The 21,251-nt window shown below is 64.7% G+C and carries 17 protein-coding genes and 1 tRNA gene; 6 read left to right on the plus strand and 12 right to left on the minus strand.

The window, feature by feature from the left end; all coding sequences use genetic code 11:
• Nucleotides 1-1,299 precede the first annotated feature (1,299 nt).
• Nucleotides 1,300-1,722, minus strand: coding sequence for a BLUF domain-containing protein (locus RT551_RS10170; protein ID WP_313458180.1), 423 nt, complete (start codon nucleotides 1,720-1,722; stop codon nucleotides 1,300-1,302).
• 288 nt (nucleotides 1,723-2,010) lie between these two features.
• On the opposite strand from RT551_RS10170, the gene RT551_RS10175 reads away from it, so the two are divergent.
• Nucleotides 2,011-2,154, plus strand: a complete 144-nt coding sequence (locus RT551_RS10175; RefSeq protein WP_313458182.1) for a hypothetical protein — start codon at nucleotides 2,011-2,013, stop codon at nucleotides 2,152-2,154.
• Nucleotides 2,155-2,409: 255 nt separating this feature from the next.
• Here the strand turns inward: RT551_RS10175 and RT551_RS10180 are convergent.
• Nucleotides 2,410-2,485 (minus strand) — tRNA-Thr (locus RT551_RS10180).
• A 112-nt stretch (nucleotides 2,486-2,597) separates the two neighbouring features.
• Between RT551_RS10180 and RT551_RS10185 the strand changes: the two genes are divergently transcribed.
• On the plus strand, nucleotides 2,598-3,416 hold the full coding sequence (locus tag RT551_RS10185) for a YwqG family protein (RefSeq protein WP_313458183.1): 819 nt from the start codon (nucleotides 2,598-2,600) through the stop codon (nucleotides 3,414-3,416).
• Nucleotides 3,417-3,478: 62 nt separating this feature from the next.
• The gene (treA, locus tag RT551_RS10190; protein ID WP_313458186.1) at nucleotides 3,479-5,098 is read left to right on the plus strand and encodes an alpha,alpha-trehalase TreA; all 1,620 of its coding nucleotides are present in this window, start codon (nucleotides 3,479-3,481) and stop codon (nucleotides 5,096-5,098) included.
• Nucleotides 5,099-5,289: 191 nt separating this feature from the next.
• Here the strand turns inward: treA and RT551_RS10195 are convergent, their stop codons facing one another.
• The 7 genes from RT551_RS10195 to murJ all read right to left on the minus strand — a co-directional run bounded on the left by RT551_RS10195 (nucleotide 5,290) and on the right by murJ (nucleotide 15,171).
• Nucleotides 5,290-5,919, minus strand: a complete 630-nt coding sequence (locus tag RT551_RS10195) for a lysoplasmalogenase (RefSeq protein ID WP_313458189.1) — start codon at nucleotides 5,917-5,919, stop codon at nucleotides 5,290-5,292.
• The gene (locus RT551_RS10200) at nucleotides 5,916-7,796 is read right to left on the minus strand and encodes a peptidase M61 (protein ID WP_313458191.1); all 1,881 of its coding nucleotides are present in this window, start codon (nucleotides 7,794-7,796) and stop codon (nucleotides 5,916-5,918) included. Before RT551_RS10200 ends, RT551_RS10195 begins: the two co-directional genes overlap by 4 nt.
• Nucleotides 7,797-8,150: 354 nt before the next feature.
• A complete protein-coding gene (ispH, locus tag RT551_RS10205; RefSeq protein WP_313458193.1) occupies nucleotides 8,151-9,101 on the minus strand; it encodes a 4-hydroxy-3-methylbut-2-enyl diphosphate reductase in 951 nt (316 codons plus the stop codon).
• Between the two features lie 33 nt (nucleotides 9,102-9,134).
• Complete coding sequence (gene lspA, locus RT551_RS10210) at nucleotides 9,135-9,653, minus strand: signal peptidase II (protein WP_125359199.1); 519 nt, start codon at nucleotides 9,651-9,653, stop codon at nucleotides 9,135-9,137.
• Nucleotides 9,653-12,487: an isoleucine--tRNA ligase gene (gene ileS, locus RT551_RS10215; protein WP_313458197.1), complete on the minus strand. Its 2,835-nt coding sequence runs from the start codon at nucleotides 12,485-12,487 to the stop codon at nucleotides 9,653-9,655. The genes lspA and ileS overlap by 1 nt, the downstream gene beginning before the upstream one ends.
• Nucleotides 12,484-13,431: a bifunctional riboflavin kinase/FAD synthetase gene (locus RT551_RS10220; protein ID WP_311190573.1), complete on the minus strand. Its 948-nt coding sequence runs from the start codon at nucleotides 13,429-13,431 to the stop codon at nucleotides 12,484-12,486. Before RT551_RS10220 ends, ileS begins: the two co-directional genes overlap by 4 nt.
• 135 nt (nucleotides 13,432-13,566) lie before the next feature.
• Entirely contained in the window at nucleotides 13,567-15,171 is a 1,605-nt protein-coding gene (gene murJ / locus RT551_RS10225) for a murein biosynthesis integral membrane protein MurJ (RefSeq protein WP_313458200.1), read from the minus strand.
• Between the two features lie 116 nt (nucleotides 15,172-15,287).
• Between murJ and rpsT the strand changes: the two genes are divergently transcribed.
• A complete protein-coding gene (gene rpsT, locus RT551_RS10230; RefSeq protein WP_017354922.1) occupies nucleotides 15,288-15,557 on the plus strand; it encodes a 30S ribosomal protein S20 in 270 nt (89 codons plus the stop codon).
• Nucleotides 15,558-15,750: 193 nt separating this feature from the next.
• Here rpsT and obgE read toward each other — a convergent pair whose 3' ends face one another.
• The 3 genes from obgE to rplU all read right to left on the minus strand — a co-directional run bounded on the left by obgE (nucleotide 15,751) and on the right by rplU (nucleotide 17,555).
• Nucleotides 15,751-16,803, minus strand: a complete 1,053-nt coding sequence (gene obgE, locus RT551_RS10235) for a GTPase ObgE (protein WP_311190572.1) — start codon at nucleotides 16,801-16,803, stop codon at nucleotides 15,751-15,753.
• A 158-nt stretch (nucleotides 16,804-16,961) separates the two neighbouring features.
• Complete coding sequence (gene rpmA / locus RT551_RS10240) at nucleotides 16,962-17,222, minus strand: 50S ribosomal protein L27 (protein WP_125359195.1); 261 nt, start codon at nucleotides 17,220-17,222, stop codon at nucleotides 16,962-16,964.
• 15 nt (nucleotides 17,223-17,237) lie between these two features.
• Complete coding sequence (gene rplU / locus RT551_RS10245) at nucleotides 17,238-17,555, minus strand: 50S ribosomal protein L21 (protein ID WP_311190571.1); 318 nt, start codon at nucleotides 17,553-17,555, stop codon at nucleotides 17,238-17,240.
• 275 nt (nucleotides 17,556-17,830) lie between these two features.
• On the opposite strand from rplU, the gene uvrA reads away from it, so the two are divergent.
• Both uvrA and RT551_RS10255 read left to right on the plus strand, forming a co-directional pair.
• Nucleotides 17,831-20,827 carry an excinuclease ABC subunit UvrA gene (uvrA, locus tag RT551_RS10250; protein WP_313458207.1) on the plus strand — a complete coding sequence of 999 codons (2,997 nt, stop codon included), beginning with the start codon at nucleotides 17,831-17,833 and terminating at the stop codon, nucleotides 20,825-20,827.
• Entirely contained in the window at nucleotides 20,827-21,234 is a 408-nt protein-coding gene (locus RT551_RS10255; RefSeq protein WP_313458210.1) for a thioesterase family protein, read from the plus strand. The genes uvrA and RT551_RS10255 overlap by 1 nt, the downstream gene beginning before the upstream one ends.
• Nucleotides 21,235-21,251 lie beyond the last annotated feature (17 nt).

Raw genomic sequence — 21,251 nt, forward strand, 5'->3', positions numbered from 1 at the left:
CATTGCTTAGTCTTCACTGCCGATGGCACAACAGTCCTTCATCAAGGACCGTCTAGAAGTTATTCGCCCATTGTAGACAGGCGAGAGAGAGGTCGGCCGTAGTCTAAACTCTGGACTGCGGCTGCCCCTCCTGCACGTGCAGCGTCAGCCAGTGAGTCTGGATTGCTGCCCCATCCCACTGCCCCTATCTGTCTTTTTTTCTTGGACAGAAGGCGTCAGGTGGAGCAGTTCAGCCATAAATGATCGACCCACTGCACTCAGTCGAGTCAATCGCACCCTGCCGTCATGCGGTGCCAGGAAAACCTCTACTAGCCCGAGTTCTTTAAGAATGCGAAGCGACCTACTTGTCGTGCTCTGGACAACTGGCACGGCCTTGTTCATCTGCTCCTCAAGGCTTCCCGCAGACAAACCCGACGCATCTACACGCCATAGCGCCATCAGAAAGTAAATCTGGCGCAGAGTGGTGTCTGGACCTAGCAGATCGGAGAGCCGGCGGATCGGAACCTCTAGAAGATGAGATTGCCTTGAAACCGGACCGTAGGGCACCTCATTAGCTACAACGGCGTCACGCTTGGCTTGAGAGGGTCGAGGATGCCTCATGCGCACCTTCCTTTTTCACCCACTGCGGAAGGCCTTCTGAGGTCTACTATGAGCCTGTTACGGAACGGGAGACAGATCAGGAAGCATCGCCCGTATGCCGTCTTTCCTGCTGCTATCCGGGCGATTTCACCAGGGAGTAGCCTTTCCAGCGTGAGCTTTAGCATTGCGATGGCCTAGCTTTGTGGGGAACACCTGAACTAAAGCACAGCCCAGCAGATATCGAAAATCCAATCTATTTCCACTGACTGCAGCAATTCAACTGAAGGATCTCAACGGGATCGGCGGAAGAGCCGCCCCACTCTCTGCGCCCACTCTGAGCCAAGTGGCCTGTCGATTGCTCGTAGGTCATTTGAGCGAGAAAATCACCGACAAGTTAGCCCATAGCTCACACCAAGAGCACTGCAAGAGTGCCGTATCACGATGCTATCCGGACAGCGCTTGACGCCATTGACCGCGCGGCGCACTCAGGGGGGGGAACTTGCGAGAATCGAGGACAGTTCCGTAGAGGATCTGCGCAATTCGAAAATCCTGGCCCCGGAGGCGCAGCCATGCCGAGGGAGTGCCGGCTAAGATGGCCGCGCGTCCGGGTGAAAGCTGCCAGGGTGCGCGTGACGCCCAACGTGGATGCCTCCCCGCGCTGATTGCGAATCTGCTACTTCCCTTGTTAAGCCGGTGCGAAGCCTATGCCGAACGGTCCCTTTAGTTCACATAAGGCTGGACCAAGGTCTGAATCCGGTCCACCCCGGTTGGTATTCGCGTAGGGGAGTTTTCTCGGTGTGCGAGGCCGCCCCATTCGCTAAAGGCAGCAGCCTCAAGTTCGGACTCGTCTACCGGAATCCAACGCATTGACCAATACGGAAAGCGCCTCGTGCCTACTTGGCCTCTAGCTAACTCTACGATTTCAGTATGCAACTTAGACCCGAGAATCCGTTGGACGGTCAGCGCCACCCCGTCTTCAGGCCCCTCTATGTACTGGAGGAACCGCTGTGTATCGCTGAGCAGTACACCAGTTACCCCCGCAATCCTGTTGTGAGCAGCAGCTTCCCGAACCATGTCATACACATTGTCGGCAGAGAGGCCTGGCACAGCTTGACTGTAGTAAGCAAATGCGTGCAGTGCCATTGCGATGCTCCTGCCTTGAACCTTCGATTGAAAACGATACCACTCCGCCCTCCTTGAGCATTACGCCAGCGTGATGACTAGAGGCGCGCAGCTTGGACCTTCGGCCTTCACCTCATCGGTCCTTTTGGGATACGCAGCTAGTCGTACCGCCTCGGTGATAAAGCGTTGCCTCCTGAGCCACCGATCAGGGTCATGTGAGCGACACCCACGCTCAGAGAGGCTCAAGCCGTGGATTGATCCCTGAAGGTCTTAGACTTAAGGACGTTATGGACACTGCCGGAGGAACCCATGGACGTACAGAAGGTCGAGGACTTGATCGACAAGCTCGTTACCGATGCATGCAAGACAGACGCTCAATCGCAATGGTTGCGGTTTGTTATGGGCGGTTTGGCGTTCTGCACAGTCGCCATGCTGACCAAGCTCTTCCTGTAGAAGAGACGAAGCTACCTCCACCCTTCCGAGTCACTCCATCGAACCGGACGTCGTCGTGGGCGTGCGCCCTAGCATTGCGGGTGTGGGCGGTAGGCAACAAGTCGGCGAAGTACGCGCACAGCTTGAAGACAAACCGGTCTTGCGCAGAAAGCCATATCACTGCACATCATCGCGAAAAAAGCGGTGCACCCACGCTTCCCTCATGCTGTACCTGCGGGGTCCGCAAGTAACTGATTTTTCAGTAAAACTAGACCATGGTGCCGGAAACAGGAGTCGAACCTGCGACCTACGCATTACGAATGCGCCGCTCTACCAACTGAGCTATTCCGGCTGAGCAGGCAATTCTAAGCGGAGCGGCGGGGACGGTCAATCTGGCGGAAGGACGGCTGCGCGGGGCCCCCGGGGGCCCTATGATCCCCTCATTGTCAAAAGGACTCGACAGCATGCTCAGCTGGATCCGCTCCCTGCTCGGCCAGGACCGCCCCGCACCGCCGCCCCCGCCGCCGCCTCGGGATGTGCTGCCGCTGGTGGAGAATCTGCTGCGCCCTGCCCTGCGGCTGCAGCGCTTCGACGGCCCTTCACGCAGTTGGCTTGGCGGCGACCCGCAGTTCCCCGACGGCACGCCGTGGCCACAGGGCGACAAGGGCCCGCTGGAGTTCCTGGCCCGCCTCTCGTTGGCCGAGACGCAGGCGGCCCTGCCGGTCGACTGGCTGCCCGCCCAGGGGGCGCTGCTGTTCTTCCACGGCCGCGGCGGATGGGGTGGCAGCCCGAAAGATCGAGGCAATCACGCCGTGCTGCTGGTGGCGGACGTCGAAGAGCCGCAGGTCAGTACGGCGACGGTGGGATCGGGACGCAGGCAACGCCGCGTGGGCAGCAGTGTCCGCCCGGTACTGATTCAGACACTGCCACCGATCGATGATCCCCAGCTGGAGCCGCTGGACCTGGATGATGTGGAGTCAGATGCGTATCTGGAATTGCAGGATATTCCGTTCGGCGATGCCCCATGGCACCAGTTCTGCGGCTATGACAACCCGATCCAGTGCTCGGGCATGCAGTCAGACTGCGAGGCAATTGCCAACAGCCATCGCGACGTGGATCCGGCCGTAGCAGCGCAGCGATGGGAACTGCTGCTGCAGGTGGATGACGACGAGGAAATGGGGTTTGCCTGGGGCGATGGCGGCCGCCTGTATTTCTGGGTAGAACCAGAACGCGCTGCGCAGGGGGATTTCAGCAATGTGTGGCGGTTGCTCCAGTGCCATTGAGCCCCACCCTGCGTTGACGCTTTCGGCACTAAGGTGGCGATGTCCTCCTGCGGAAACCGCCCATGTACCCACGCGCCCGCTTCGCCGGCCTGCTGCTGGCTTGCTTGTTGCATTCCGGTGTCTGTGCTGCCCAGTCCGGAGCCCCGTTACCGCTGACGCCTGACCAGCAATGGGCTCCGTTGTTCCAGCAAGTGCAGCGGGCGCATGTGTTCAAGGACCAGAAGACCTTCGCCGATGCGGTGCCCAAGGGTGACCCGGCCGCGGCCGTCGCGGAATGGAAACGCGCCCGCACCCAGCCTGGGTTCGACCTCGGCACCTTTGTAGGCGAGCACTTCACCGTGCCGGGCGAGGCCGACGCCTACGTCCCGCCAGCAGGCCAAACCCTTCGCGCGCACATCGAAACGCTGTGGCCTCACCTGACCCGCTCCACGCCGGATGTCGACCCGAACGGCTCACTGCTGCCGCTGCCCAAGCCCTACGTGGTGCCGGGTGGCCGATTCCGCGAGGTCTATTACTGGGACAGCTACTTCACCCTGCTGGGGCTGGCCTCCAGCGGGCGCTGGGAGCAGGTGCGCGACATGGTGGACAACTTCGCCTGGCAGCTGGATCAATACGGGCACATTCCCAATGGCAACCGCAGCTATTACCTGAGCCGGTCGCAGCCGCCGTTCTTCAGCTTGATGGTGGACCTGCTGGCGACGCATGAGGGTGACGCGGCGTATCAGCGTTATCTGCCGCAGTTGCGCGCCGAGCACGCGTTCTGGATGCGGGGTTCAGAGGGATTGGCTCCCGGTGCAGCGAGTGAGCGCGTGGTGCGGATGAACGATGGCAGCCTGCTCAATCGGTACTGGGATGCGCGTGCGGTGCCGCGTACGGAATCGTGGACGGATGATCTGGCGACGGCGGCGAAGGCACCGCAGCGTGCGGCTTCTCAGGTGTATCGCGATCTGCGTGCAGGGGCAGAATCGGGCTGGGATTTCAGTTCGCGCTGGCTGGTGCATCCGGCAGAGCTGAGCAGCATTCATACGACGCAGATTGTGCCGGTGGATTTGAACAGCCTGCTGTTCCATCTGGAGAAGACGGTAGCGCGGGCGGCGCGTGCTTCCGGTGAGCGTGCGGTGTGGCGTGATTTCGAGCGCATGGCGAAGCAGCGGCGGGAGGCGATCAACGCACTGCTGTGGGACGAGCGGCAGGGCTGGTATGCGGATCGGGATATGGAGCGTGGGACGCCGCGTCCGGCGCTGACGGCGGCTGCGTTGTTTCCGCTGTGGCTGGAGGTGGCGGAGCGTGCGCAGGCAAAGCGCACGGCGCAGGCGGTGGAGGTGCAGTTGCTGCGCGAAGGCGGGTTGTTGACCACCACCGAGAACACGGGGCAGCAGTGGGATGCGCCGAACGGGTGGGCACCGTTGCAATGGGTGGCGGTGGATGGGTTGCAGCGGTATGGGCAGGACGGGTTGGCGCGGCAGGTGGGGGTGCGGTTTTTGCGGACGGTGCAGCGGGTGTATGAGCGGGAGGGGAAGTTGGTGGAGAAGTATGTGGTGGAAGGTGAGGTTGGCGGGGGTGGTGGTGGGGAGTATCCATTGCAGGATGGGTTCGGGTGGAGCAATGGGGTGGCGTTGGCGTTGTTGGATCGGTTGTGTGCGGAGGGGAAGCGGTGTGAGAGTGCGGGAGATGTGGAGTAGCGTCCAACAGCCGGTTTCGTTTGGGGTCAGTCGTTACCGGGTGTTGGCTTTTTCAGGGCGATCGTCTGTCGACCGATCCCACCGGGTCATGGAGTCCGATTTTGTGTAGGCCCCAGCCGGATCATGGAGTCTGATTTTGTGCAGGCCCCAGTCGGATCATGGAGCCCAATTTTGTGCAGGCCCGGCCGAGATCATGGCGTCCGGTTCTGCACCGAGCGGGCGATGCAGTATTGCGCTGCGTAGTAGGTGCTCAGGACGATGAGGCTGGCGGCGGGGAGGCCGCCGCCGAAGCGGTCCCAGGCTAATGCGCAATCGCTGATTACGAAGAAGGCGGCACCTACTGCTGCGACGCGTGGGCCGCGTGCGACGGCCAGGGTGGCCATCAGGGCGAGTACGAATACGTAGGCGACTACGGGGATGCGCAGCTCATCGGGGAGCAGCGGCCACAGGCCGATGAGGTTGCTGCCGGCGAAGAGGGCGAGCAACGCGGCGGACAGGATGAGTGCCCTGCCCGCCTTGAAGCCGGCGCGGAAGGCGACGATGTAGCAGAGGTGCGCGAGCAGGAAGGCGACCAGCCCGGGCACGAACGCATCGAACGGCAGCATCAGCGCGATGTCGCCGATGCAGGAGAGCGCCATGCCGGCGAGGATGGCGCGGCGGTAGCCGGGGTCGCCGCTGGCACGCCATGCGATGGCGGCGATCAGCAGCGTGGTCAGCGGTTTGGCGATGTAGTGCAGCCAGCGGCCGTCGCCGTCCAGCGACGCGCCGACGATGGCGGCAATGGCCGCCACCACAATCGGCACGTCGCGGCGCAGATTCATCGCGCCTTCCACAACTCGGCAAGGCGGTCCGGCTTGCCGGCAATGCGCTCCAGCTTCGGATACTGCAGGCCGCCGTGGTAGTCGATGCGTACCGTGTCGATGCGGTCGAAGCTGCGTACCAGCAGAGTGATGGGAGCCTTGCTGGTCTTGGCGTCGGCTACGGCGTCCTTCAGCACTTCACCTTTGTAGACACGACCATTGACGGCCTGCAAGGTCATGCCCGGTGCAAGGCCGGCGTTGAAGGCGGGGCTGTCCCACAGCACGTCGCTGATGGCTCCGCTGTCGCTGACGGCCAGCCCGATGGAGTAAAGCAGGTTGGTGTTCTTGGCTCGGGTCTGCTGGGCCTTGAATGCGTCGTTCGGCGTGTCGGTGTAGACCAGCTTCCAGCCGGCCGCTTCCAGGCCACCGATCAGCGGGCCGTGGCCGTCCAGACGGTCGCGCAGGAAGGTCGCCCAGTCGTACGGGGCGATGCCGTTCAAGGTGCTCACCACGTCCTCGAAGGTGTAGGTGTTCACGTTCCAGTCGCCGTCGCGCATGCCGAAGAAGGCCTTGGCGAAATCATCCAGGCTGCGCTTGTTGCCGGTCAAGGCGCGCAGCTTGCCTTCCACGTCCAGCCATACCATCTGCCCGCCGGAATAGTAGTCCTCGCTCATCTGATAGTTGCGGAAGGCGAGCGCGCGGCGCTGGGCGATGGTGGGGTCGTTGGTGGTGTCCTGCAGGTTGCGCCAAGCCAGGCCCGGGCGACCGCGGTCGTAGTTGGCGGCTACGTTGGCGAGCATGTCGCGGGTCTGGTCGACGCTCCACAGGCCAGAGCGCGCGGCCAGCACCTGGCCCCAGAACTGGGTCTGGCCTTCATACAGCCACAGCAGGCTGTCGCCCATGGGCACGTTGAAGTTGGCGGTGGTGAGGTCGGCACCGCGCCGGTACTTGCCGTTCCAGGAGTGGTTGAACTCGTGCGGCAGCAGGTCGCGGCCGAGCCAGGTGCTGTCCCATTCGGTGAAGTAGCCGGTGTCGCCGCTGTTCTCGCTGGAGCGCTGGTGCTCCAGGCCGATGCCGCCGAGCTGGCTGGTGAGGGCGAGCAGGAAGTCGTAGCGGTCGAAATGGCGCGCGCCGTAGAGCTTGTAGATCTGCTGCACCAGCGCGCGGTGCTTCTCGATCTGCTCGGGCTTGGCGTCCAGTGACTTGGCGTTGTCGGCGAACACGTTCAGACGCACGGGGACCTTCGCGCCGGGGTCGAGGTCGAACTGGCGGTAGTGCTGGCCGGCGAACAGCGGCGAGTCGACCAGGTGGTCGTAGCTGATCGGCTTGAACACCACGGTGTCGCCGTCGCGGCGCTCGGTTTCCAGCGCGGTGGCGTAGCTCCAGCCCGGCGGCAAGGTGACGGTGGCCTGGGCCTGGATGTTGCGGGTGTTCACGCCGGCCGGGTACAGCGAGTTCGCGTTCCACTGCAGGTTGAGGATGTCCGGGGTCATCACCACCCTGCCCTGCGTGCCGCCCTGCGAGGACATGAAGTTGAAGTTGGCGACGACGTCGGTGGCACCCTGTGGCACGTTTACGGTGAAGGCGTAGACGTTGTAGGGGTCGCGGGTCCAGGTGAGCGGTTTGCCGTTGGCAGTGACCTGCAGGCCGGCGAGTTTGTCGATGGGGCCGCTGGGGGAATGTGCGCCGGGCAGCCACTGCGGGTACAGCAGGGTGAGCGGGCCGGGTTGGGCCGGGATGGTGGCCTTGACCTTGAAGATGCGGCGGCCGATGTCGCGGGCGTCAACGTCGATGCGCAGGGTGCCGGGGAACGGGATGTCCTGGGGCGGCGGGGTTTGGGCGTGTGCGCCGGCGGTGGTGAACAGCAGGGCGGAGAGGATGGCGGCGCGCAGTTGCATCACAGGCAGTTCCGGTGGGGCGAAACCGTTGATGCTAGACCTGTGGGGAGGAGCGTTACATGGCCGAAGGTCATGCCTTCGTCGCGCGAGGTGGTGAGGAGTCCTGGAGGTCCGGTGGTAGAGGCGGTCGTGAGACGCCTGCCGATAACGGTGATCGGTGCTTTAACGCATTGCGCCTGCCGGGCGAGCGTTTTCGTTCACGGGTCATGCCCTACCGGGTGATGCACCGTTATCGGCGGTCGACTGTCGTGCGACCCTACCAATGCAACATCACACCAATGCAACATTGCACCGACGCATCATTGCACCCGCGCAACATCGCGCTGGGGCGGTCGCCGCAAACGCCTGAAATCCTCAGGAAATCAATCGCAGCCGCAATTCCTTCGGCAACGCGAACACCATCGATTCGGGCTCGCCGTCGAGCTCGCCGACACTGTTGGCACCGAGCTCGCGCAGGCGGGCGAGCACGCCATCCACCAACACCTGCGGCGCGGATGCACCGGCGGTCAGGCCGATGTGCTGCTTGCCGACCACCCACGCCGGATCAATCTCGTGGGCACCATCAATCAGATAGCTTTCCACACCCTCACGGATGGCCAGCTCGCTGAGACGGTTGGAGTTGGAGCTGTTCGGCGAACCGACCACCAGCACCAGGTCGCAGCGCTTGGCGAGGTCGCGCACGGCGTCCTGGCGGTTCTGGGTGGCGTAGCAGATGTCGTCGTTCTTCGGACCCTGCATGGCCGGGAAGCGTTCGCGCAGGGCGTCGATGATGCCGCGCGTGTCGTCCACGCTGAGCGTGGTCTGGGTGGTGTAGGCGAAGTTTTCCGGCTGGTTGATCTGCAGCGTGGCCACCTGCTCGACATCTTCGACCAGATAGATCTGGCCGGTGCCCGCTTCGCGGTTCCACTGGCCCATGGTGCCCTCCACTTCCGGGTGACCGGCGTGGCCGATCAGCACCACGTCACGGCCTGCACGGCAGTGGCGGGCGACTTCGAAGTGCACCTTGGTCACCAGCGGACAGGTGGCGTCGAACACCTTCAGGCCACGGCGCTCGGCTTCCTGGCGCACGGCCTGGGATACGCCGTGGGCGCTGAAGATGACGGTGTTGTTGTCCGGCACTTCGTCGAGTTCCTCGACGAAGATGGCCCCGCGCTGCTTGAGATCGTCCACCACGAAGCGGTTGTGCACCACTTCATGCCGCACATAGATGGGCGCGCCCAGCGTTTCGATCGCGCGCTTGACGATCTCGATCGCACGATCGACACCGGCACAGAATCCACGCGGGTTGGCAAGCAGCACATCCATCAGACAGGTCTCCCGGCCAGCGCCGGCTTGATGTTACGGGTTGGCATTATCCGCCTTTTTGGCGGACTTGCCGTCAAACAGGCCGAACACAGCAATACCGATGGCACCAACCACGATGGCGGCGTCGGCAATGTTGAACGCGGGCCAGTAATGGTCACCGATGTACCACTGGATGAAGTCCACGACGTGACCATGCACCTGGCGGTCGATGACGTTGCCGATGGCCCCGCCGATCACCAGTGCGTACGGGGCGGCGCTGCGCCAGTGGCCGCGCGGGGTGCGCGACAGCCAGAACGCCATCAGGCCGCTGATGCCCACCGCCAGCGCGGTGAAGAACCACAGCTGCCAGCCACCGGCGTCACTCAGGAAACTGAACGCCGCACCGGTGTTGTAGGTGCGGTACCAGTTCCAGAAGCCGTCGATGACGGCCACCGGCTCGAACTCGGGCAGGCTGGACAGCACCCAGGCCTTGGACCACTGATCCAGGCCGATGATGGCCGCCGACAGCAGCAGCCACACCAGCGCATTGGGACGCACGCGCGAACCGGTCATCAGAACCACCTGCGGTTTTCGCCGGCACCGTCGACGTTGCTGGCGCAACGACCGCACAGTTCCGGATGGGCGGCGACCACGCCGATGTCGGCGCGGTAGTGCCAGCAACGCACGCACTTCTGCTTTTCAGTGGGCTGGGCGCTGACGAACACCTCGTCGGTGGTTGCCGGACGCACGCTGACATCGCCACTGATGAACAGGAAACGCAGCTCGTCGGCCAGCGGGGCCCAACGCGTGGCGGTTTCTTCATTTGCGGCGATGGTGATCTCCGCCTCCAGCGCAGCACCGATGGCCCCGTTGGCGCGCATCGGTTCCAGCACCTTGGCGACCTGCTCACGCACGGCCAGCAGCTGGTCGAAATCAGCGGCGTTCAGCGGTGCATCGGCCGGCAGCGGGGCCAGGCCCTCGTACCAGGTGGAGAACAGGACGTTGTCGCCCCGCGTGCCCGGCAGGTAACCCCACAGCTCGTCGGCGGTGAAGGTCAGGATCGGGGCCACCCAGCGGGTGAACGCTTCGGCGATGTGGTACATCGCGGTCTGCGCCGAACGGCGGCCGCGCGAATCCACCGGCATGGTGTACAGGCGGTCCTTGGTGACGTCCAGGTACAGCGAGCCCAGGTCCACGCTGCAGAAGTTCAGCAGCAGCTGGACGATCTCGGCCATGTTGTAGGCCGTGTACGACGCCTTGATCTTCTCCTGCACTTCCCAGGCACGGTGCACGATCCAGCGGTCCAGCGCGACCATGTCGGCCGGTGCCACCAGATGCTGGGCCGGATCGAAACCGTCCAGGTTGCCGAGCAGGAAGCGCGCGGTGTTGCGCAGGCGGCGATAGGCATCCGCATTGCGCTTGAGGATTTCCTGCGACAGCGACATTTCGTTGCTGTAGTCAGCCGAGGCGATCCACAGGCGCAGGATGTCCGCGCCCAGGGTCTTCATGATTTCCTGCGGCTCGATGCCGTTGCCCAGCGACTTGGACATCTTGCGGCCGTGCTCGTCCACGGTGAAGCCGTGGGTGAGGCACTGCTTGTACGGGGCATGCTTGTCGATGGCCACGCCGGTAAGCAGCGAGGACTGGAACCAGCCGCGGTGCTGATCGGACCCTTCCAGGTACAGATCAGCCGGCTTGCCGAAGCCACGCGCCAGCAGCACGCCTTCGTGGGTGACGCCGGAATCGAACCACACGTCGAGGATGTCGGTGACCTTCTCGTACTGCGCGGCTTCATCGCCCAGCAGCTCGGCGGCGTCCAGCGAGTACCACACGTCGATGCCTTCGGCCTGCACGCGGTCGGCGACCTGGTTCATCAGCGCCACGGTGTTGGGATGCGGCTCGCCGGTTTCACGGTGGATGAACAGCGCGATCGGCACGCCCCAGGTGCGCTGGCGCGAGATGGTCCAGTCGGGACGGCCTTCGACCATGCTGGCGATGCGCGCCTTGCCCCAGCTCGGGAACCAGCCGACGGTGTCGATGGCGGCCAGTGCGTCGCGGCGCAGGTTGGCCTGCTCCATCGAGATGAACCACTGCGGGGTGGCACGGAACACCAGCGGGGTCTTCTTGTGGCGCCAGCAGTGCGGATAGCTGTGCACGATTTCCACGAACGCCAGCAGCGCGCCGCTGGCACGCAGCACGTCGATGATCGGCTGCTGCGCCTTCCAGATGTGCTGGCCGGCCAGCACCAGGTCACCGGCGGGCGGGGTCGACGGCAGGTACACGCCCGCGCCATCGACCGGATTGATCTGGCCGGCGTTGTACTTCTCCACCAAGCCGTACTTCAGGCACACCGCATAGTCTTCCTGGCCGTGGCCGGGGGCGGTATGCACCGCACCGGTACCGTCGGCGTCGGAGACGTGGTCGCCATTGAGCAGCGGGATATCGCGCTCGGGGTAGAACGGATGCGCCAGCAGCAGGTTTTCCAGCGCCGCACCGGTGGCATGGCCATGCACCACCAGGCTGTCAACGCCGTAGCGGGCCAGCGCGCGCTCGGCCAGCGCCGAGGCCAGCACCAGCCAGCGCGGCTGGCCGTTGTGGGCCGGGCCTTCCACCAGGGCATATTCGATTTCCGCGCCCAGCGAAACGGCCAGCGAGGCCGGCAGCGTCCACGGGGTGGTGGTCCAGATCGGCACCGCCACTTCCACGCCGGCCGGCAGGGTCACGCCGAAGGCGGCGGCCAGCTGCTGCGAATCACGCGCGGCGTAGGCTACGTCGATGGCGGGCGAGGTCTTGTCCTGGTATTCGATTTCCGCCTCGGCCAGCGCCGAGCCGCAGTCGAAGCACCAGTACACCGGCTTGGCACCGCGCAGCAGGTGACCGTTGGCGACCACCTTGGCCAGCGCGCGGATCTCGTTGGCTTCGAAATCGAAGCTGAGGGTCTTGTACGGGTTGTCCCAGTCGCCGATCACGCCCAGGCGCTTGAAGTCGCGGCGCTGCAGTTCGATCTGTTCTTCGGCGTACTCACGGCACTTCTGGCGGAAGGCAACGGCGTCGAGCTTGGTGCCGACCTTGCCCCACTTCTTTTCCACCGCGATTTCAATCGGCAGGCCGTGGCAGTCCCAGCCCGGCACATAGGGCGCATCGAAGCCGGCCAGATAGCGCGACTTGACGATGATGTCCTTGAGGATCTTGTTGACCGCGTGGCCGAGGTGGATCTGACCGTTGGCGTACGGCGGGCCGTCGTGCAGCACGAACAGCGGGCGACCCTGCGCGTTTTCGCGCAGGCGGGCGTACAGGCCCTCGTCTTCCCAGCGCGACAGAATGCCCGGCTCGCGCTTGGGCAGGTCGCCGCGCATCGGGAATTCAGTGGCTGGCAGATGAAGGGTGGCTTTGTAGTCCTGGCTCACGCAGTGGCTCGCAATCTGTGTTCGGAAAGGATGTGACGGGCCTGGTCGGCGTCACGGTGCATCTGGTCGGTCAACGCGGCCAGATCATGGAACTTCTCTTCATCGCGCAGTTTGGCGACGAATTCAACTTGGATGTGCCGACCGTACAGGTCGCCCTGGAAGTCGAACAGGTGGGCTTCCAGCAGCGGCTCGACGCCTTCCACGGTGGGACGGGTGCCGAAGCTGGACACCGACGGCCACGGCTGGTCGAACACGCCGTGCACCCAGGTGGCATAGATGCCGGCCAGTGCAGGCGTCTTCGGGAAGCGCAGGTTGGCGGTGGGGAAGCCCAGGGTGCGACCGAGCTGACGCCCGCGCACTACCCTGCCCCCGATCGCATACGGGCGACCGAGCAGGTCGCCGGCATGGGCGAAGTTGCCTTCACGCAGCAACTGGCGGATGCGGGTGGCGGAAATGCGCTCGCCGTGCAGGTCGACCGGGTCGATCGCGCCGGCGGTGAAGCCGTGCTGCTCGCCCATGGCCTGCAGCAGGGCCAGATCGCCGCGGCGGCGGTTGCCGAAGCAGAACTGCGGGCCGATCCAGACTTCGCGGGCACCCAGACGATGCACCAGCAGCTGTTCAACGAAGGCTTCAGCAGACATCGCCGCCATGCGCGCGTCGAAACGCAGCAGGCCGATGGCGTCCACGCCCAGTTCGGTCAGCCCGGCGACCTTGTCGCGGGCCAGGGTCAGGCGCGGCGGCGGTTCGCCCTGGGCGAAGTACTCGCGCGGCAGCGGCTCGAACGCCACCACCACGGCGGGGACGCCCAGCGCGCGGGCACGCGCGACGGCGTGGCGCACCAGCGCACGATGGCCCAGGTGCAGGCCGTCGAACGCGCCGATGCAGACCACGCTTCCGTGCGGGAACAGACGCCCGCCTTCGATGCTTCTGAACAGCCTGCTCATCTACTGGTTATCCGGCCCACCCAGGCCACTGTGTTGCTTGGTATGACCGGCAAGTATAGCCGGGGCGTCAAGGGCAGCCACGCAGGGCGTGGCTCTACGGGACGGCGGCGATTCACCGGGGGCCAACGGGGCGATTCAGTGTTCGCGCAGGTGACGGGGGCGGAAGCCCATCGCGACCAGCGCCACCAGATAGGTGAGGCCGCCGCCGCCGACCAGCAAGGCCAGGTTGCCGATCCGGTGCCACTTATCCATGCCGGTGAAGCCGGGCATGCTGTACAGCAAGGCCAGCAGCACCGCCACCATGGCCGCGCAGGCCAGCGCCAGCCGGGTGACATAGCCGGCCCAGCCGGGCTTGCGCTCGTACACATCGGTTTTGCCCAGCCAGTACCAGAGCAGGCCGAGGTTCAGGTAGCTGGACATGGCGCTGGCAATGCCGAGGGCCAGGTGCAGGCCGGGCTGCTTGCCCAGCGCCGCCATCACCCCTTGGGCCTTCAGCGCATCCGGCACCATCACGTGGTACAGCACGGCCAGCAGGGCGAAGTTGAACACCATGTTGGCGACCAGCGCGGCAATGCCGGCGCGCACCGGGGTGCGGGTGTCCTGGCGGGCGTAGAACGCCGGCAGCACTACCTTGAGCAGGGCGAAGGCCGGCAGGCCGGCGGCCAGCCCGTACACCGACAGCGCGGTCATGCGGGTGTCGAAGGCGGTGAACTGGCGGTACTGGAACAACGTGGCGATCAGCGGCTCGGCCAGCAGCACAAGGCCGAGCATGGCCGGCACCGCGATCAGCAGCGTGGTGCGCAGGCCCCAGTCCAGCGCATTGGAGAACCCGGCCTTGTCGGTACTGACATGATGGCGGGCCAGCGCCGGCAGGATCACCGTGCCCAGTGCGACGCCGAACACCCCCAGCGGCAGCTCCAGGAAGCGGTCGGCCAGCGACAGCCAGGACTGCGAGCCGTCGGTGAGCTGGGCGGCGATCACGGTGTCCAGCAGCAGGTTGATCTGCGCCACCGAAGAACCGAACAGGGTCGGCACCATCAGGGTCAGCACCTTGCGCACGCCCGGGTGCCGCCAGCCCCAGCGCGGCAGGGTCAGCAGGTTGATGCCCTTCAGCGAGGGCAGCTGGAACAGCAGCTGCAGCAGGCCGGCGGCCAGCACCGCCCAGCCCAGCGCCAGGATCTGCTTCTCGGGGGTGCCACCCAGCTGCGGGGCCAGCCAGAGCGCGCCAGCGATCATGCACAGGTTGAGGATGACCGGGGTCAGCGCCGGCATCGCGAACTTCTGGAAGCTGTTCAGCGCGCCCCCGGCCAGCGCCGTCAGCGACACGAACAGCAGGAACGGGAAGGTCAGGCGGAACAGGTCCACCAGCAGCCCGTGCTTGACCGGGTCGGTGTCCACCCCGCTGGAGAACAGCGAGGCCAGCTGCGGGGCGAAGATCAGCGCCAGCGCGGTGACCACCATCAGCACCCCGCCCAGGGTGCCGGCCACGCGCGACATCAGTTCGCGCAGTTCGGCATGCGGGCGGGTTTCCTTCACTTCCGTGAACACCGGCACGAACGCGGTGGCGAACGAGCCCTCGGCGAACAACCGGCGCAGGAAATTGGGCACCCGGAAGGCCACCCAGAATGCGTCGGTCACCGCATTGGTGCCGAACGTGGTGGTGATGACCTGGTCGCGGACCAGGCCCAGGACGCGGGAAATCATGGTCATGCTGCTGAACGACAGCAGCCCGCGCAACATCCTTGGTGAACTCACCCGTGTTCCCTCTTGACAATTGACTTGACGTACATTTTTCGAGCCATCATACTTTCCAGCTTGCTGTTCCCATTACACCGATTTTTCAGGAAACCACCACTGTGGCCAATATCAAGTCCGCCAAGAAGCGCGCCAAGCAGACCGTCGTGCGCAACGCGCGCAACACGGCTCAGCGTTCGATGCTGCGCACCGCTGTCAAGAAGGTGATCAAGGCTCTGGATGCCAATGACGCCGCCGGCGCCGAGGCAGCCTTCGCCGTCGCCCAGCCGATCCTCGACCGTTTCAGCTCGCGCGGTCTGATCCACAAGAACAAGGCTGCTCGTCATAAGAGCCGTCTGACCGCCCGCATCAAGGCCCTCAAGGCCGCCTGATACGGCGTGGTTGCTGCTGGATTGCCGGGCATGGCCCGGCACTACGGCAGAACGCAAAAGCCCGGCATAGACCGGGTTTTTTGTTGTGCCCGCAAATGTAGTGCCGGGCCATGCCCGGCAGAAGCGCACGTGATCCAGCGCGCCACAGAAAAACCCGGCCGAGGCCGGGTTTTTCACGTGTGCGTGGAGGCGCTCAGAGCGCATCGCGCGCATCCGCCTCTTCTTCTTTCTGGCGGTCAAAGAACGCCATCACCTGGTTCATGATCGGCCAGGTGCCTTCGCGACCCAGCGCCGAGACCAGGTACCAGGGCTGGGTCCAGCCCAGCTCGGCGACGATCTGCTCGGCCGCGGCCTTGGCTTCATCCTCGAACATCAGGTCGGCCTTGTTCAGCACCAGCCAGCGCGGCTTGTCCAGCAGCTCCGGGTCGTGCTTTTCCAGCTCGCGCTCGATGGCACGCACCTGCTCCACCGGCGAAATGCCTTCCACGCCGCCTTCCATCGGGGAGATGTCCACCAGGTGCAGCAGCAGGCGGGTGCGCTGCAGGTGACGCAGGAACTGCGCGCCCAGGCCGGCACCATCGGCCGCACCTTCGATCAGCCCCGGAATGTCGGCGATGACGAAGCTGCGGTAGTTCTCCACCCGGACCACGCCCAGGTTGGGATACAGCGTGGTGAACGGGTAATCGGCCACCTTGGGGGTGGCTGCGGACACGGCGCGGATCAGGGTGCTCTTGCCGGCATTCGGGAATCCCAGCAGGCCGACGTCAGCCAGCAGCTTCAGCTCCAGCTTGAGCAGGCGCTCCTCGCCCTCTTCGCCCGGCAGCGCCTGGCGCGGCGAGCGATTGGTGGAGCTCTTGAAGTGCATGTTGCCCAGGCCGCCGCGGCCGCCCTTGGCGACCAGCAGGCGGTCGTTGTGCTGGGTCAGGTCGCCGATGACTTCGTCGGTGGCGACGTTGATCACCACGGTGCCGACCGGCACGGTGATGGTGAGGTCTTCACCGCCCTTGCCGTAGGCCTGGCGGCCCATGCCATTTTCGCCGCGCTGCGCCTTGAAGATGCGCTCATGGCGGAAGTCGACCAGGGTGTTCAGGTTTTCGTCGGCGCGGATGTACACGCTGCCGCCGTTGCCGCCGTCGCCGCCGTCCGGGCCACCCAGCGGAATGAACTTCTCGCGACGGAAACCGACGCAGCCGTTACCGCCATTGCCGGCAATGACCTGGATTTCTGCTTCGTCTACAAGTTTCATGATTCTGGATGCCAACTGGAGGCGGCGGGCCCAGGATGCCCCACCGCAAGTCTAAAAGATGCCCGGCTCGGATGCCGGGAAAACAAAAGCCCCGCTGGAAGCGGGGCTTTTGTCGGCTACCCCACGCGCCAGGCGCGGGTGCCTGCGTATCGCGAAGATCAGGCTTCGGCGACGACGCTGACGGTGCGACGCTTCTTCGGGCCCTTCACCGAGAACTCCACCTTGCCGTCGATCAGAGCGAACAGGGTGTGGTCACGGCCGAGGCCAACGCCGGTACCCGGGTGGAACTGGGTGCCGCGCTGACGCACGATGATGTTGCCGGCGTCGATGGCCTGGCCACCGAAGATCTTCACGCCGAGGTACTTCGGGTTGGAGTCGCGACCGTTGCGCGAGGAGCCTACGCCCTTTTTATGTGCCATGACTGCTTCTCCTTATTACTTGTTACCACCGGCAACGCCGGTGATCTCGATTTCGGTGTAGTACTGACGGTGACCCTGGCGCTTCATGTGGTGCTTACGGCGACGGAACTTGATGATCCGGACCTTGTCAGCACGACCCTGGGACACGACCTTGGCGGTGACCGAAGCGCCCTTCAGCGCGTCGCCCAGCTTGATGCCGTCGCTGTCGCCCAGCAGCAGGATGTTGTCGAACTTGATCTCGCTGCCGACGTCGGCTTCGAGCTTTTCAACGCGGAGGGTTTCACCCTGCGCGACGCGGTATTGCTTACCGCCGGTGACCAGTACTGCGTACATGACCAGACTTCCTCTGTAGTTATTGTGGTCTTGGACTGCCGCCGTCGAGGGCGGACAGAAGCGGGATTTTACGCATTCACCCCGGTCCGGGTCAACCCACCCCCTGCCCTGACCCACTGCCGCCTGAATCCCGTTCAGGAAACCGGCCGGGCCGGTCGCACGGGGTGAGACAGGGGGCTGGCAATGTCGCCGATTGCCCCCAAATCCCAAGCTCGGTAGGCTGACCGATTGGCGTCTTCGCTTGCCCCACTGCCCCACTACGGATCCCCTCCCCCATGGCGATGGATTACATCCGCATCCGCGGCGCGCGGACGCACAATCTCAAGAACATCGATCTCGACCTGCCCCGCGACAAGCTGATTGTCATCACCGGCCTGTCCGGCTCGGGTAAGTCGTCGCTGGCCTTCGACACCATCTACGCCGAAGGCCAGCGCCGTTACGTGGAGTCGCTGTCGGCGTATGCCCGGCAGTTCCTGAGCGTGATGGAAAAGCCGGACCTGGACCATATCGAGGGCCTCTCCCCGGCGATCTCGATCGAGCAGAAGTCGACCTCGCACAACCCGCGTTCGACCGTCGGCACGATCACCGAGATCTACGACTACCTGCGCCTGCTGTACGCCCGCGTCGGCAGCCCGCGCTGCCCGGACCACGGCTACCCGCTGGAAGCGCAGACGGTCAGCCAGATGGTCGACCACGTGCTCACCCTGGACCCGGAGCAGCGCTACATGCTGCTGGCCCCGGTGATCCGCGAGCGCAAGGGCGAGCACGCCCAGGTGTTCGACCAGCTGCGCGCGCAGGGTTTCGTGCGCGTGCGTGTGGACGGCGTGCTGCATGAGATCGACGCGGTGCCGCCGCTGGCGCTGCGCCAGAAGCACACCATTGAAGCGGTGATCGATCGCTTCCGCCCGCGCGAGGACATCAAGCAGCGCCTGGCCGAGAGCTTTGAAACCGCACTGAAGCTGGGCGATGGCATGGTGTCGGTGCAGTCGCTGGATGTGGAAGGCACCGAGCCGGTGCTGTTCTCGTCCAAGTACTCCTGCCCGGTGTGCGACTACTCGCTGCCGGAACTGGAACCGCGCCTGTTCTCGTTCAACTCCCCGATCGGAGCCTGCCCGGGCTGCGACGGGCTGGGTCTGGCCGAGTTCTTCGACCCGTCGCGCGTGGTGGTGCACCCGGAGCTGTCGCTCTCGGCCGGCGCGGTGCGCGGCTGGGACCGCCGCAATGCGTACTACTTCCAACTGATCGCCTCGCTGGCCAAGCACTACAAGTTCGACGTTGACGCGCCCTGGCAGAGCCTGCCGGAAGACGTGCGTCAGGCGGTGCTGTACGGCAGCGGCGATGAAACCATCACCTTCACCTACTTCACCGAAGCCGGCGGGCGCACCCAGCGCAAGCACCGCTTCGAGGGCATCATTCCGAACCTGGAACGCCGCTACAAGGAAACCGAGTCGGCGGCGGTGCAGGAAGAGCTGGCCAAGTACATCAGCGAACACGATTGCCCGGACTGCCACGGCCAGCGCCTGAACAAGGCCGCGCGCAATGTGTTCGTGGCCGACCGCGCCCTGCCGGAACTGGTGGTGCTGCCGATTGATGAGGCACTGAAGTTCTTCAGCACGATGACCCTGCCCGGCTGGCGCGGCGAGATCGCGGCCAAGATCGTCAAGGAAATCGGCGAACGCCTCGGCTTCCTGGTCGACGTGGGTCTGGACTACCTCACCCTGGAGCGCAAGGCCGACACCCTGTCGGGCGGCGAAGCGCAGCGCATCCGTCTGGCCAGCCAGATCGGTGCCGGCCTGGTCGGCGTGATGTATGTGCTGGACGAGCCCTCCATCGGCCTGCACCAGCGCGACAACGAGCGCCTGCTCGGCACCCTGACCCGCCTGCGCGACCTGGGCAACACGGTGATCGTGGTCGAGCATGACGAAGACGCGATCCGCCTCGCCGACTACGTATTGGACATCGGTCCGGGCGCGGGCGTGCACGGCGGCGAGATCGTCGGCCAGGGCACGCTGCAGGACATTCTGGAGGCACCGCGCTCGCTGACCGGTCAGTACCTGTCGGGCAAGCGCGCCATCGAGATTCCGGCACGCCGGCACAAGCCCAACCCGAAGATGACCCTGCGCCTGCGCGGGGCCAGCGGCAACAACCTCAAGGGCGTGGACCTGGACATTCCGTCGGGCCTGCTGACCTGCATCACCGGCGTGTCCGGTTCGGGCAAGTCGACGCTGATCAACGACACGTTGTTCTCGCTGGCCGCCAACGAGATCAACGGAGCCTCGCACGCGATCGCGCCGTACAAGTCGGTCGATGGCCTGGACCTGTTCGACAAGGTGGTGGACATCGACCAGTCGCCGATCGGTCGCACCCCGCGCTCGAACCCGGCCACCTACACCGGGCTGTTCACGCCGTTGCGCGAGCTGTATGCGCAGGTGCCGGAAGCGCGTGCGCGCGGCTATTCGCCGGGCCGTTTCAGCTTCAACGTGCGTGGCGGACGCTGCGAGGCCTGCCAGGGCGATGGCCTGATCAAGGTGGAGATGCACTTCCTGCCGGACGTGTACGTGCCCTGCGATGTCTGCCACGGCAAGCGCTACAACCGCGAAACGCTGGAGATCCTGTACAAGGGTTACAACATCAACGACGTGCTGGAAATGACCGTCGAAGATGCACTGAAGCTGTTCGAACCGGTGCCGAGCATCGCGCGCAAGCTGGAAACGCTGGTTGACGTGGGCCTGAGCTATATCAAGCTGGGCCAGAGCGCGACCACGCTGTCCGGCGGTGAAGCACAGCGCGTGAAGCTGTCCAAGGAACTGTCGCGCCGCGATACCGGACGCACCCTGTACATCCTGGACGAACCAACCACCGGCCTGCACTTCCACGACATCGAGGCACTGCTGGGCGTGCTGCACAAGCTGCGCGACGAAGGCAACACGGTGGTGGTGATCGAGCACAACCTGGACGTGATCAAGACCGCGGACTGGATCGTCGACCTGGGGCCGGAAGGTGGCCACCGCGGTGGCACCATCCTGGTCACCGGCACGCCGGAAGACGTGGCCGCGCACCCGGATTCGTACACCGGCCAGTTCCTGGCCAAGATGCTGCCCTCGACCAGCGCGCGCCCTGAGCGGCCGGCCGCCGTGGCCAACAAGCCTGACGCCCGCCCGCCGCGCAAGGTGAAGCCGGAGAAGCCGGCGAAGAAGGCGGCCGCCGCCAAGACCACTGGCAAGGCCAGCAAGAGCAGCCCTGCCACCACGAAGAAAAAGAAGAAGGCCTGATGAGCAGCGAACACAAGATCCTGGCCCGCGTACCGATCAGCGTGCGCTGGCGCGACATGGACAGCATGGGCCACGTCAACAACGCCAAGTACATTTCCTACCTGGAAGAAGCGCGCGTGCGCTGGATGCTGGGTGTCGAAGGCGTGTCGATGACCGACCGCATCGCGCCGGTGGTGGCGGCGACCAACGTCAATTACCGCGCGCCGATCGTGTGGCCGAACGACATCGTGGTGGAGTTGTTCGTGGAGCGGCTGGGCAACAGCAGCGTCACCATCGGGCATCGCATCGTTGATCAGAAGAACGAGGCGACGTTGTATTCGGATGGCAACGTGGTGGTGGTGTGGATGGATACGCAGACCGGCAAGAGCGCCGCGCTGCCGGAGGCAATCCGCAGCGCCTGCGGTTGATCGGTCACCGCGATGGA

The organism is Stenotrophomonas sp., from assembly GCF_032103445.1.
Lineage (GTDB): Bacteria > Pseudomonadota > Gammaproteobacteria > Xanthomonadales > Xanthomonadaceae > Stenotrophomonas.

What these genes read in the sequence shown, in the direction of transcription:
- RT551_RS10170 (WP_313458180.1), bottom strand. Translation starts at nt 1,722, where the DNA reads ATGGCACTGCACGCATTTGCTTACTACAGTCAAGCTGTGCCAGGCCTC.
- lspA (WP_125359199.1), bottom strand. Translation starts at nt 9,653, where the DNA reads ATGACCGGTTCGCGCGTGCGTCCCAATGCGCTGGTGTGGCTGCTGCTG.
- RT551_RS10200 (WP_313458191.1), bottom strand. Translation starts at nt 7,796, where the DNA reads ATGCAACTGCGCGCCGCCATCCTCTCCGCCCTGCTGTTCACCACCGCC.
- RT551_RS10175 (WP_313458182.1), top strand. Translation starts at nt 2,011, where the DNA reads ATGGACGTACAGAAGGTCGAGGACTTGATCGACAAGCTCGTTACCGAT.
- RT551_RS10195 (WP_313458189.1), bottom strand. Translation starts at nt 5,919, where the DNA reads ATGAATCTGCGCCGCGACGTGCCGATTGTGGTGGCGGCCATTGCCGCC.
- ispH (WP_313458193.1), bottom strand. Translation starts at nt 9,101, where the DNA reads ATGGATGTGCTGCTTGCCAACCCGCGTGGATTCTGTGCCGGTGTCGAT.
- RT551_RS10220 (WP_311190573.1), bottom strand. Translation starts at nt 13,431, where the DNA reads ATGAGCAGGCTGTTCAGAAGCATCGAAGGCGGGCGTCTGTTCCCGCAC.
- rpmA (WP_125359195.1), bottom strand. Translation starts at nt 17,222, where the DNA reads ATGGCACATAAAAAGGGCGTAGGCTCCTCGCGCAACGGTCGCGACTCC.
- treA (WP_313458186.1), top strand. Translation starts at nt 3,479, where the DNA reads ATGTACCCACGCGCCCGCTTCGCCGGCCTGCTGCTGGCTTGCTTGTTG.
- RT551_RS10255 (WP_313458210.1), top strand. Translation starts at nt 20,827, where the DNA reads ATGAGCAGCGAACACAAGATCCTGGCCCGCGTACCGATCAGCGTGCGC.
- obgE (WP_311190572.1), bottom strand. Translation starts at nt 16,803, where the DNA reads ATGAAACTTGTAGACGAAGCAGAAATCCAGGTCATTGCCGGCAATGGC.
- rplU (WP_311190571.1), bottom strand. Translation starts at nt 17,555, where the DNA reads ATGTACGCAGTACTGGTCACCGGCGGTAAGCAATACCGCGTCGCGCAG.
- murJ (WP_313458200.1), bottom strand. Translation starts at nt 15,171, where the DNA reads ATGTTGCGCGGGCTGCTGTCGTTCAGCAGCATGACCATGATTTCCCGC.
- RT551_RS10185 (WP_313458183.1), top strand. Translation starts at nt 2,598, where the DNA reads ATGCTCAGCTGGATCCGCTCCCTGCTCGGCCAGGACCGCCCCGCACCG.
- uvrA (WP_313458207.1), top strand. Translation starts at nt 17,831, where the DNA reads ATGGCGATGGATTACATCCGCATCCGCGGCGCGCGGACGCACAATCTC.